The following is an 11,990-nucleotide window of genomic DNA, read 5'->3' on the forward strand; positions in this document are numbered from 1 at the left end:
TTCTGGCAGATTGTCTACCGCACATATTCCAATAAAGCCCGCCCCATGGTTCCGTTTGGCTCCTGAATACGCAACCATGCCGCTAAACTTGGCGCAATATCCGTAATTTCTGTATGAACTGTAGACTCCCCGGCCGGAATCTGCCAGCCGTACCACAACAAAGGAATGTGGGTGTCATACGCCCAGGGGCTGCCGTGGGTAGTTCCTTTGGGCAAGGAGCGGCCAGAGCCCCCATACCAGCCCGGCTGAAACATGACCATCACGTCTCCTGAACGGTAAGGCATGTACCCGTTCCCTACCAACATGCCCAGTCCTTTCTGCCAATGGGTGCTCATGAGCGCATGGGCGGTGAAAGAGCGTAATACCCCCGGAAACCGCTGCATGAACCGGGCGGTCTCTTCCTGTAACTCGGTCAGATTCGCTTTCTTGCTTTCCACCACGGCATGGTTGAAATACACCTGCTGATTCATGAAGGAACTCACCCAGTCTGCCGTCCCAAACCTGGTGTTCAGGTGTTTTTTGAGCGAGTCGGCCATCATGCCGTTGTTGGTGTTCCCCGCCGGAATACGCAGTTGCTTCAGATAAGTTGGGTTGTGGGCGGCACCATGGTCGGCGGTAAGAAAGATAAGTACGTTTTCTTTGCCCAGTTGTTTATCCAGAAACTTCAGAAAATCGGCCAGATCCAGGTCTAACCGAAGATAGTTGTCTTGTACTTCAATGGAGTTAGGCCCGTACTGGTGCCCAATATAATCTGGCGTAGAAAAACTCATGGCCAGAAAATCGGTAACCGTGTTTTTGCCCAGGTTCTCGGCCTTGATGGCCTCTATGGCGAAGTCTTTGGTGTACGTATTGCCCGCCGGGATGGAGCGCAACAGGTCAAACGTCTTGCCACGGTACGCGGGGATGTTGTGCGGAAACACGGGCTTTGCCTCTCCCGCGAAAGTACCTTCAAAGGATTGGTCATCGGCGGTGCTCTCTGTGTATTGCTCAATGGGCAATAACGTAGTCCAGGGTTGGCTCAGGTACTGATCGGCCAGTTTGCGGTTGTTGAAAGCCTGTACCCAGGCCGGTAACTCCTTCATGTAATACGTGCTGGTGATCATGCTTCCGTTGCTGCCGTCATACCAATAGGCGGCATCGGCGGCGTGGCCCGCCGGAAGAATGGAGCCTCGGTCTTTGAGGCTCAGGCCAATCACTTTGCTCTTCTGGTTGGTGGCCAATTTCAGTTCATCGGTAATGGTAGAGGCAATCATGTTCACCGGCGACATCTGCCCCGCACTGGAGTTACTGCCCACCGTGGCAACAGTTTTATCTTCGGCGCAGTAAATGTTACGTCCGGTGGCGCGGTTATACCAGTCATTGCCTACAATGCCGTGCATAGCGGGCGTGGCACCGGTGTAGATGGAAGCGTGCCCCGGGCCTGTGTAGGTGGGAACGTAATTGTAATGGTTGTTTCTAAAGTTGAAGCCTTCACCCATTAACCGTTTAAAGCCATCTTTGGAATATTTGTCCCAATACCGGTATAAGTAATCATACCGCATTTGGTCTACCACTATTCCTATGACAAGCTTTGGTTTGTCGGGGCCTTTTGTTTTGGACTTCTTGCGCTGTGCCATTCCGGGGGGGATGCCCACCAGAAGCGCCAACATCAAGGCCCAACCCAGCATTGCTACTTTTTTCATTCTCTTTGTTTTCCCGATTCGTTTTGAGGCTCTTTTCTTGTAAACACCCCTAAAACGCAAATATAGAGGATATATGGTTTTGATGCCCTTTTCTTAAAAGAACGCCGAAAACTTAATCTGCCGGTAACACTAACTTTTCCAAAGCTACTTCCATCGTCCAATAGTCATTTCCTGGCGTAAGCTCCTGTTTGAGTTAGATCTAAAACGGAATACCCGTTTTTGGCCTGTTTTCAGGAAAACTGCCAGGAAACACGCAGCCCCAGCCAGACGCTCGCGCCGGTTTCTATGGAAGGTAATGTAGCCGATTGTGACAAGATACCTCCTACAAAAACAAAGCGCCCATTTCTCAATGGGCGCTTGGACAATAAGGTATGATAAAACCTATCTGCTGGCGGCAAGTGCTTCGGCACCACCCACAATCTCCAGGATCTCGGTAGTGATGGCGGCCTGACGCGTTCTGTTATAGGTCAGTTTTAACTGCTTCAACAGTTCACCGGCGTTTTCAGTGGCTTTGTCCATGGCGGTCATACGGGCACCGTGCTCAGAGGCATTGGATTCCAATACCGCTTTGTACACCTGAATCTTCAGCGACTTAGGAATCAATTGCTCCAGAATCTCTTCTTTGGAAGGTTCAAAGATGTAATCAGACTCCATGGGGCTGGCGTTCTGCTCGCCTGGGGTCTCCTGGATGGGCAGGAACTGCTCTGTCCGGATAACCTGGGTAGCTACGTTTTTGAACTCGTTGTACACAAGATCCACTTGGTCGTACAGTCCAGTCCGGAAACCTTCCATGGCTTGCTCAGCCGCTACGCGAACCCTTTCAAACGTCAGGTTCCCGAAGATGGTGGTGTAGTCACCGGCAGTAGGCACGTTGCGCTTGGTGAAGTACTCGTGCCCTTTCTTCCCGATGGCCATGATCTCAATGTTCCCTGCCGCCGCTTGGGTGCTGTAACGCTCATTGATCAGGTTGTTCACGGCTTTCATCACGTTAGAGTTGAAAGCGCCGCACAAACCACGGTCTGAGGTAACGGCAATAATCAATACCCGCTGCACATCACGTTTCTGCGCGTACACATTCTCTCCGCCTTCACCGCTTACATTGGAAAGGTTAGACAGAATGCTGTTCAGGCGTTGCGCGTACGGACGCATGCGCATAATATTATCTTGGGAACGACGCAGTTTAGCCGCTGCCACCATTTTCATGGCTTTGGTGATTTGTTGCGTTGAGCCTACCGAGACAATGCGGTTACGTACTTCTTTTAAACTAGCCATTAATAGTTAGTTATAGATGAACAGAAAAAGAAGAGCACACGAATACCCGTCCTGCTCTTCCCCTGTTTGGTTTAATTAGTTACGATATCTGGCGGTGATGTCACGCGCAACTTGCTTCAGCGTGTCGGTCACCTTATCATCAATCTTACCAGCCCTCAAGGCATCCAGAACCGGACGGTGCTGCGCATTCAACGTGGCGGTGAAGTCTCTCTCAAACTGACGTACCTGGTTTACCGGCACATCATCAATAAGACCGTTGGTACAGCAGTAAATCATGGCTACCTGGTCTTCTACCGCTACCGGAGAGAACTGGGCTTGCTTTAACACTTCCAGGTTTCTACGTCCGCGCTCAATGGTCAATTTAGTAGAGGCATCCAGGTCAGAACCAAACTTAGCAAAGGCTTCCAATTCACGGAACTGCGCCTGATCCAGTTTCAAGGTACCAGCCACTTTCTTCATGGACTTGATCTGAGCGTTACCACCTACGCGGGACACCGAGATACCTACGTTGATAGCCGGACGGATACCAGAGTTGAACAAGTTGGTTTCCAGGAAGATCTGACCGTCTGTGATGGAAATCACATTGGTTGGGATATACGCAGAAACGTCACCTGCTTGCGTCTCAATAATAGGAAGAGCGGTCAAAGAACCACCACCTTTTACTAAGTGACGGATAGACTCCGGCAAGTCGTTCATTTCTCTAGCGATAGCATCAGAAGCATTGATCTTAGCCGCCCGCTCTAATAGACGGGAGTGCAGATAGAACACGTCTCCTGGGTAGGCCTCACGTCCGGGCGGACGACGAAGCAACAGAGACACCTCGCGGTACGCTACGGCTTGCTTAGACAAGTCATCATACACGACCAAGGCAGGACGACCGGTATCCCGGAAGAACTCGCCAATGGCCGCACCAGTAAATGGTGCGTAGAATTGCAATGGAGCCGGGTCAGCAGCCGGAGCGGCAACTACCACAGTGTACCGCATGGCACCCGCGTTCTCCAACGCATTTACAATCTGCGCTACGGTAGAAGCTTTCTGCCCAACCGCTACATAGATACAGAAAACCGGCTCACCACGGTCAAAGAATTCACCTTGGTTGATGATGGTATCAATGGCCACAGCAGATTTCCCGGTCTGGCGGTCACCAATGATCAACTCACGTTGACCACGGCCAATCGGAATCATAGAGTCAATGGCTTTGATACCAGTTTGCATCGGCTCATTTACCGGCTGACGGTAGATTACGCCTGGTGCTTTTCTTTCAATCGGCATTTCGTACAGTTCACCCACTAATGGGCCTTTGCCGTCTATGGGGTGACCAAGGGTATTTACCACACGGCCAACCATGCCTTCGCCTACGCGAACGGAGGCAATTTTATTTGTTTTCTTAACGGTGTCGCCTTCTTTAACGTCGCTCCAGTCACCCAACAATACCGCACCCACGTTGTCCTCTTCCAAGTTAAGAACAAGGGCTTGCAGACCATTTTCGAACTCTAACAACTCACCAGACTGTGCCTTGGATAAGCCGTAGATACGAGCAACACCGTCACCCACTTGCAGCACCGTACCAACTTCTTCCAGTTCAGCTTCGGTTCTGAAGTTTGACAGCTGTTCTCTTAAAATCGCTGATACTTCATCAGGTCTAACTTCTGCCATGATTATAGTTTAGTAATGTATGGATTTTCTTTAAAATTATTTTTCAATCGCTGCACCTTGGTTTTCACGGTATTATCTACCTGCTGATCTCCAATGCGCAGTAAATACCCGCCAATAACGGCTGGGTCTACCACTTCTTTCAACTCTACCTTCATACCGCCGGTACGTTCTACCACCATTTGCTGGAAAGTAGCCCGCAGGTCTGGGGTGAGGGGAACGGCAGTGGTTACCGCTGCTTTCTGAATGCCGCTTATCAAGTTGTACTGGTTCACGAACTCACGGGCCACAGATTCCAGAATAGCTTCCCGGTTCTTACGGGTCACAATCTTGAAAAAGGCCATGGTTAGCTCGGTCATGTTCGCGCCGAAAACGGCGGTAATGATGGAGAGCTTCTTATCGTGCTTTATAATCGGGTTGCGCAGTACTAAGCTCAGGTCACGGTTCTCGTTCAACGTCTTGGTGAAGGAAAGCATATCGGCGTATACTTTCTCCAGCGAGCCTTGTTCCTGAGACAGTTCCAGCAGTGACTTGGCGTACCGGGAGGCAACTCTTTCGTCTGACATTTTTTTCTCTTGCGTGTTTAAAACGATTCGCTTCCTTTTCCGGGGCGGGAAGCAGCTCGCCAGTCTTTTCTAGCTCAGGTGCGTCTCTTGCAGATAGCTTTGCACCAACGCACGTTGCGCGGGCTCATCTTGCAGTTCACGTCTGATAATTTTCTCAGCAATGTCAATAGACAACGTAGCCGCCAGGTTCTTCACCTCGGTCAACGCCGCTTTTTTCTCGTTCTGGATAGACTCACGGGCCTGCTCCACCAAACGTTGGCCTTCTTCTGTGGCTTTGGTGCGGGCACTTTCCACTAGATTGGTCGCCACGTCATTAGCATCTTTCAAGATACGGTCACGCTCCACACGGGCTTCTGTTAAAAGGCGCTCATTGTCTGCTTTCAAAGCCTGCATTTCCAGCTTGGCTTTCTCGGCCATTCTCAAGGCAGAGTCAATGTTGTCTTCGCGCTCGCGCAAAGCTTTCATGATCGGCTTCCAGGCAAACTTTGACAAAAGGAAAAGTACCACCAAAAAGGTGACCACTTGCCAGAAAAGTAATCCGAGACTAGGGGTTACTAATGGATTCATGTTGTAGGATTTTTAACGAAAGTACTTTTTTTCAACGTCTATATAGGCTACTGGCTCTTTTACCGCCCCGGCCCGTCCAGACCAATCGTCAGGACGGGCGAGGCGATAGTTCATCTACTCGATGAAAGAAATCAGAAGGCAAACTACCACCCCAAAAAGGGCAACACCTTCAATAAGAGCAGAAGCGATAATCATCGCCGTCTGGATCTGTCCACCAGCCTCTGGTTGTCTGGCAATAGATTCCATGGCAGAGCCACCGATTCTACCGATACCCAAACCAGCACCAAGAGCCACTAAACCTGCGCCAATACCGGCACCCATGATCGCGTAGCCTGAGCCAAGAGACAATGCAAGCAATAATCCTAACATAGTAGTATATATATAGTTAAAAAAAAGGAATTCAGGTTAATTAATGGGTTGCGGGTACGGCGTGGGGCGCATCGCCATGCCCTAAGTCACTGTGGTGATCATGCTCTTCTACCGCGCCGCCAAAGTACATGGCAGACAACAAGGTGAAGATGTACGCCTGCAATAAAGCCACAAACAGCTCTAAAAAGTTCATAAAGGTAGCAAATGCCACGCTCAACGGCCCTATGGCGATACTCTCAAAGATAAAGATCAAACTGAACAAACTCAGGATAATGATGTGGCCCGCCGTGATGTTGGCGAACAACCGAACCATTAAGGAGAACGGCTTGGTGAAAATCCCGATTACCTCTACCAACGGCATAATGGGAATACCCCACTTCAACCACCACGGAACGCCCGGCGTGTTAAAGATGTGGCCCCAGTAAGATTTGTTCCCGCTGAACACCGTGATCAGCAACGTCATCACCGCCAATACTAAGGTAACTGTAATGTTACCGGTAAGGTTGGCCCCACCCGGGATCAAGCCCAGCAGGTTGTTAAACCAGATAAAGAAGAACACGGTCAACAAATACGGCATAAAACGCTCATACTTAGGCCCAATATTGGTCTTAGCGATATCATCTCTCACGAAAACGATGATCGGCTCAAAGAAAGACTGAATACCTCTGGGTGCCTTACCGCGGTTCTTTTTGTAAGCACTGGCAATGGACAAGAACACCAGGAACAGCAGAATCACGCTCACAAACAGGGATGCCACGTTTTTGGTGATAGAGAAATCCATTGGCCCCACATGCTCTTCTTCGCCTTTCTCATTTACACGGGTACGCGGATGGCCTTCTTCATTGGCATAATAAATATGCCCGTGCTCATTCACGTAGCCGTTATACGGCTGCAGTTCATGTTGCTCATTATAGAAATTAGAGGAAGAAAAAATATCCAGGCCATTTTCCCCGTATAATATAACCGGCAAAGGCAAGGTGACCCCATGCGCGAATTCCCACACATAGTCATCGCCTATGTGGTGCATGATCATGTCTCCGGGACTGAATTTACCTTCCTGGGGAGATTCTGCCGCCTGGGCTGAAAAAGTAAGTACAGTAAGCAGGAAAACGAGTATCTTCTTCATTAAGAGCTAATTAAAAGCAATGGTTTTTGTGTAACCTTATTGCCCTATGCATGCTTTTTTGAATTTTGGCGCAAGTTACTCAACAAAGCGTAGATTTCAAATCCGGCATAAATAAAATAAAGGGCGAAAAAGTTTAGCACAAATTGCACCAGTTGCTGGGCATGGAAATATCTGTATACAAAAACTGCAATTACAGAGAAAACCATGCGCACCCCCATAGAGGCAAAAAAGTAGGCGTGCAGGTTCTCTGAATCATGCGCAAGCCCCAGATTTGACACGTAATGGGCAAAACAGGTCAAAAACACAAAGAAGCCCAGCATGTACCAAATATAAGAATGAATCAACTGGTCTCCGGTAGCTATGCTAAGTACGGTTACCAACAGCACTAGCAGCCCGGTGAGCAAAAGCATGCCTCGTATAAACTTCACTTTGTCTTAATTCTTACGGGTAAGGGTCACAATCACAGAATACATACTGGCAAACACCGCCACCATCAGCAAACCCAACGTCCACCAGGAGGTCTTGTTCCCAAAATAGGCGTCCAGCTTCCGGCCGCCAATGGCCGCCACCGTCATGATGGCAATCATCTGGAACGCCAGGCCCGAATATTTCAGGTAGGGCTTTACCGCAGGTTTCTTCTCTGGCTCAGTTGGCTGCTTGGGGGTAGGTTCCATACGCGTTTGCTCCTGTTTGTACAAAGGTAAGCATACGGGGCGCACGGTGGGCAGAAAGATTTCACCTGTTTTCGCCCTACTTTTAAGAAAACGGGCTAAAAACGGGAGGGTTCGCCTAAGATTGGATTCTGTTCGTTTTGGAGGCTGGCAGAAGCGTAGAAACTGGCCGCGCTACAAATTGACCGGGCCCTATTGCCTAATGAATAGCTGACACCCCATTCAATTGGATGAAAAAGCAAATAAAAGCCCACCCAGGAGATTGATTGAGAAGGAAAGCGGGGAAAAGTCCTTTCATAAGGAAGGGTAGGCAAAAGGTTAAAAATGCGACCAATGGGTACTTAGGGGATTGCTGTTGGGGCCGTTCACTCTGTTTTCGGCCTGTTTCCCGAAGAAGAGCCCCAAACGCTAGTCGCACTCGCAGGCACCGAACTTATAGTCAAAGCGGCCGTTGCTGAGCGTGATGGTGCGGCTGCCGGATGACTCCTTCAAGATGAAGTGGAAGGTGCCCGAGATGATTTGGTTCTTGCGGTCGAAGCGGGTGATCAGGAAGCTGCTGCCCGGCTGAGGGAAGGCGTATTCGGTCCAAGGGGAGCCGTCAGTAACGAAAGTTACCGTGAGCGAGTCAATCTTCTCGCCAGTGCTGTTTACCGAACTGGTCCTGTTGTTTCTGATTGAGAGAAAATCGCTTTTGTCTTTCACATATTTACTAAATGACAGCCCTATTCGCCTTTGCGTATTTGCCAGCGGGCTGACGTTTACACTTGCCTTCCCGCAGGGGTCGTCCAGCAGGGCACACTCGTAATATGGCACCCACACCTGGCCGTCCTCAAGGGTGAAGCCCACCGTGTTCTTTCCCTCCTGCGTGGCGGCGGGCAGCTTGGCGTTCCTGGTGGGGTCTTTGTCCTTGTCGCAGCCGGAGAGCAGGAGCAGGCCGATGAGGGAAATGGCAAGCAGTGGCTTCATAACGGAAGAACCTTTTAAAGGGCAAAGGAGGCACATGGATCACTCAAGAAACCCACCCCACTTTCTACCAGAAAGATAAAGCTTTACAAGCATATACAAAAGCTATATAGCACCTTTATTTTACGTGCCACCACCTGTGCCCGGAGGTCAGGGAGAGAAGAAATCCCTCCTAAAACAGAAATAGTAATCTTCTGATAGAAATGAGGTGACCCATCTGCTGAATGATGTGCACCAAGATCACAAGACATTTTGGGGAAGGCTGTTGCCAGGACACCCGTTTTAGCCCTGTTTTTTGGAGAATCGGCTCAAAACAGGCATTTCTTCAGATCTTTTGTTCCACAGGCACTTTATTCGGGTGCTTGCGGGTTGCGTATAAGTGCGGTAAGAACCTAAAATAATGTAAATTTGCTTCTTAGTCTTAAGAAAGACTGAACCTTGAGTGCCTACGCGTACGTTTCCGGCCTGATTTCGGGAAAAGAGGCGTAAAATAAAAAGGCCCTAGTGCAGTTCTAGTAGTATTCCATCATTTGACTTTCCGTTGAAGCTGACACGTTTTCTCCTTATCCTTCTTTTTCTGGGCACCTTGGCGGGCTGTTCCTCAGATAAGCCTTTGGGCCGGCTGTACCGCAACGTGAACGCCCGGTTCAACGGGTATTTTCTGGCGTACACCAAAATGGAAGAGGTAGAAGCGCGGCTGGCCGCTGCCAACGTCAATGACTACAACCGCGTGCTGGACATTCTGCCGCCGCTGGACACCACGGTGCTGAAAACCCTGGCCCCTAACCTGGACGAGGTCATCAAACGTGCTTCCTTCCCCATTGCGCGCCACCCCAAGTCCCGGTGGATTGATGACTGCTATGTCTTGATTGGCAAGGCCCGGTACTACCAGGGCGAAGACGCCGAGGCGATGAAGACGTTCCGGTTTGTGCAGACCACCAGCCCAGACCGCCACGCCCGCCACGAGGCCATGATCTGGATGATGCGCCTGTACCTGCGGCAAAAAGACTATGACAGCTTCACCTCCCTTTCTGAGCAGTTCCGGAAAGAGCGCATGAACGAAGACAACGGCCGCGAATTGCTTTTGACCAGGGCCCAACTGGCCAGCCTCCAGAACAACCTGCCGCTCGTGATTGAGAACCTGGAGCAGGCCATCCCCTTCGCCCGTAAAAGAGACCAAGAGTCAAGGCTCAGGTTTATTCTGGGGCAGTTGTACCAGGCCACCAATCAAGACGCCAAAGCGTATGAGCAGTTCGCGACGGTCTTGAAGAAGCGGCCGCCCTATGAACTAGGCTTCTACGCCAACCTCAGCCTGGCCCAGGTAACGGAGCTGAAAGATGCCACGGATCAAACCAAAGTGAAAAACTTCCTCCAGAAACTGGCCCAGGACGAAAAGAACAAAGAGTACACCGACAAAATCTACTATGACCTGGCCAAACTGGAGCTTCGGCAGAAAGAATATCCAGAGGCTTTGAAGCTGCTGCGCCAATCTACGGCCACTTCCACCACCAATAGCATCCAGAAAGCATATTCTTATCTCTTGGCCGGGCAGATCTACTATGAGAACCTGCAGCAGTATGGGCTGGCGCAGGCGTACTATGACAGCACCCTCCAGTATTTGCCGCCCACCACGCTGGGGTATGAAGAACTGGCTGACAGGCGCACGGTGCTCACGGCGTTTACCCAGCAGTTGGAGATCATCCGGTCAGAAGACAGTTTGCAGGTCTTGGGCCAACTAAACCCTACTGAGCGGGCCCAGCGGGTAGCCCAGCAGATAAACCGGGAACAGGAACAACAAGCCGCCGCCGCTCTAGCCGCCGCCAATGCCCCCGCCGGGTTAACCCAGCAGACGGCCACGTTGCCCATCGGCGGAGCCGGAACCCAGGGCAGCACCTGGTATTTTGACAACCCCGTGGCCCTCGGGAGCGCCCGCAATGACTTCCTGCGCACCTGGGGAGACCGCCCCTTGCAGGATAACTGGCGCCGCAGCACGGCCATCTCAGGAGCAACTCCGCTTACGGCAGGGATAGTGACCAGCACGGGGGTAGACAGCAGTGCCCTGGCCGCCGCCGTAGTGCAGAAACAGCAAGACTATCTGGCCGCTATTCCGGTCACGCCAGAGCAGCGCCAAGCCTCAGACAAACGCATAGAGGAAGCCCTGTTTACCTTAGGCAATATCTACCAGCAGCGCCTGCGAGAACCCCAGAGAGCGGCCCAGACGTTTCAGAAGCTGTTAGAGCGGTTCCCCGCCTCTCCCCATGCCTCTGAGGCCTACTACAGTTTGTATGTGCTCTCGCAGAGTTTACAACAGACCGAGAAAGCAACTGAGTACGCCCGGGCCCTCAAAGAGCGTTTCCCTACGTCTAAGTACAGCAAACTCATTGACCAACCAGATTTCCTGCGGACGTATTCGGCCGAGAACCTGGCGGCGCACGCCCTCTATGATTCGGCGTATGTGCTGTATGAAGATGAAAAGTACCCCGAGACCTTAGCCGTTTTGGCGTCCCTTTCCCAAAAATACCCCCAAAACGACATTCAGGATCAGATCGCTTTTTTGCAGGCCTTGGTAGTGGGCCGCACGCAACCGGCGGTCACGTTCAGGGCGGCCATGGAACAATTCATTATCCGGTACCCCGAAAGCCCTTTACAATCCAAAGCGCGGGACTTCATGAACCTGTACCTGCGGTATGAAACCGGTGAGTTGGCCAAAGCCCCCGTGGCAAGCGCGCCCATTGTCCCCAAAGAAGAGATTCCTACGTACAAAGCAGAGCAAAGCTTGCCGCATTCCTTCGTGATTGTGCACACCGGCGACAGCGTGGCCCTGCGGCAACTTACCACGGCCTTCGGCACGTACAATGCCCGGTTTCACCCTAAAAAGCAGTTGAAGCTGGAGCCGGTGCCTTTCGGGAACGACACCACCCTCCTGCTGATCCAGGCGCTGCCCGATTTTAAAGCCGCCCAACAGTACGCCAAACTGCAAACCACCCGCAATTCTCCCCTAGCCAATTTAAAAGGCTCGAATTTTGCTACCTTTGTCATTACTGATGCAAACCTGGCTTTACTTAGAAAGCTGGGCGATTTAGCAGAGTATCTAGCTTTCTTTGAAAAAAATTACCAATAG

11 protein-coding genes are annotated in these 11,990 nt (G+C 51.0%); 1 reads left to right on the forward strand and 10 read right to left on the reverse strand.

Annotated elements, in window-relative coordinates; translation table 11 throughout:
- Positions 1-14: 14 nt before the first annotated feature.
- The 10 genes from pafA to HHO50_RS14070 form a co-directional block, all read right to left on the reverse strand.
- Positions 15-1,682, reverse strand: a complete 1,668-nt coding sequence (pafA, locus tag HHO50_RS14025) for an alkaline phosphatase PafA (RefSeq protein ID WP_181306692.1) — start codon at positions 1,680-1,682, stop codon at positions 15-17.
- A gap of 381 nt (positions 1,683-2,063) precedes the next feature.
- Positions 2,064-2,954 (reverse strand): ATP synthase F1 subunit gamma, encoded by an 891-nt coding sequence (gene atpG, locus HHO50_RS14030; protein ID WP_181306693.1) that lies wholly within the window; start codon positions 2,952-2,954, stop codon positions 2,064-2,066.
- A 75-nt stretch (positions 2,955-3,029) separates the two neighbouring features.
- On the reverse strand, positions 3,030-4,610 hold the full coding sequence (gene atpA / locus HHO50_RS14035) for a F0F1 ATP synthase subunit alpha (protein WP_181306694.1): 1,581 nt from the start codon (positions 4,608-4,610) through the stop codon (positions 3,030-3,032).
- 2 nt (positions 4,611-4,612) lie between these two features.
- The gene (gene atpH / locus HHO50_RS14040) at positions 4,613-5,173 is read right to left on the reverse strand and encodes an ATP synthase F1 subunit delta (RefSeq protein ID WP_181306695.1); all 561 of its coding nucleotides are present in this window, start codon (positions 5,171-5,173) and stop codon (positions 4,613-4,615) included.
- 69 nt (positions 5,174-5,242) lie between these two features.
- Positions 5,243-5,740 (reverse strand): F0F1 ATP synthase subunit B, encoded by a 498-nt coding sequence (locus HHO50_RS14045; protein ID WP_181306696.1) that lies wholly within the window; start codon positions 5,738-5,740, stop codon positions 5,243-5,245.
- A gap of 114 nt (positions 5,741-5,854) precedes the next feature.
- Positions 5,855-6,109, reverse strand: coding sequence for an ATP synthase F0 subunit C (gene atpE, locus HHO50_RS14050; RefSeq protein WP_123128431.1), 255 nt, complete (start codon positions 6,107-6,109; stop codon positions 5,855-5,857).
- 40 nt (positions 6,110-6,149) lie between these two features.
- Positions 6,150-7,235: a F0F1 ATP synthase subunit A gene (atpB, locus tag HHO50_RS14055; protein WP_181306697.1), complete on the reverse strand. Its 1,086-nt coding sequence runs from the start codon at positions 7,233-7,235 to the stop codon at positions 6,150-6,152.
- A gap of 44 nt (positions 7,236-7,279) precedes the next feature.
- A complete protein-coding gene (locus HHO50_RS14060; RefSeq protein ID WP_181306698.1) occupies positions 7,280-7,645 on the reverse strand; it encodes a hypothetical protein in 366 nt (121 codons plus the stop codon).
- Between the two features lie 24 nt (positions 7,646-7,669).
- Complete coding sequence (locus tag HHO50_RS14065) at positions 7,670-7,909, reverse strand: AtpZ/AtpI family protein (protein ID WP_181306699.1); 240 nt, start codon at positions 7,907-7,909, stop codon at positions 7,670-7,672.
- 405 nt (positions 7,910-8,314) lie between these two features.
- Positions 8,315-8,872, reverse strand: coding sequence for a hypothetical protein (locus HHO50_RS14070; protein WP_181306700.1), 558 nt, complete (start codon positions 8,870-8,872; stop codon positions 8,315-8,317).
- 538 nt (positions 8,873-9,410) lie between these two features.
- Here HHO50_RS14070 and HHO50_RS14075 point away from each other — a divergent pair.
- Positions 9,411-11,990, forward strand: coding sequence for a tetratricopeptide repeat protein (locus tag HHO50_RS14075; RefSeq protein ID WP_181306701.1), 2,580 nt, complete (start codon positions 9,411-9,413; stop codon positions 11,988-11,990).

It is taken from the genome of Rufibacter sp. XAAS-G3-1, from assembly GCF_013623775.1.
Taxonomy (GTDB): domain Bacteria; phylum Bacteroidota; class Bacteroidia; order Cytophagales; family Hymenobacteraceae; genus Nibribacter.

What these genes read in the sequence shown, in the direction of transcription:
- pafA (WP_181306692.1), bottom strand. Translation starts at nt 1,682, where the DNA reads ATGAAAAAAGTAGCAATGCTGGGTTGGGCCTTGATGTTGGCGCTTCTG.
- atpG (WP_181306693.1), bottom strand. Translation starts at nt 2,954, where the DNA reads ATGGCTAGTTTAAAAGAAGTACGTAACCGCATTGTCTCGGTAGGCTCA.
- atpA (WP_181306694.1), bottom strand. Translation starts at nt 4,610, where the DNA reads ATGGCAGAAGTTAGACCTGATGAAGTATCAGCGATTTTAAGAGAACAG.
- atpH (WP_181306695.1), bottom strand. Translation starts at nt 5,173, where the DNA reads ATGTCAGACGAAAGAGTTGCCTCCCGGTACGCCAAGTCACTGCTGGAA.
- HHO50_RS14045 (WP_181306696.1), bottom strand. Translation starts at nt 5,740, where the DNA reads ATGAATCCATTAGTAACCCCTAGTCTCGGATTACTTTTCTGGCAAGTG.
- atpE (WP_123128431.1), bottom strand. Translation starts at nt 6,109, where the DNA reads ATGTTAGGATTATTGCTTGCATTGTCTCTTGGCTCAGGCTACGCGATC.
- atpB (WP_181306697.1), bottom strand. Translation starts at nt 7,235, where the DNA reads ATGAAGAAGATACTCGTTTTCCTGCTTACTGTACTTACTTTTTCAGCC.
- HHO50_RS14060 (WP_181306698.1), bottom strand. Translation starts at nt 7,645, where the DNA reads ATGCTTTTGCTCACCGGGCTGCTAGTGCTGTTGGTAACCGTACTTAGC.
- HHO50_RS14065 (WP_181306699.1), bottom strand. Translation starts at nt 7,909, where the DNA reads ATGGAACCTACCCCCAAGCAGCCAACTGAGCCAGAGAAGAAACCTGCG.
- HHO50_RS14070 (WP_181306700.1), bottom strand. Translation starts at nt 8,872, where the DNA reads ATGAAGCCACTGCTTGCCATTTCCCTCATCGGCCTGCTCCTGCTCTCC.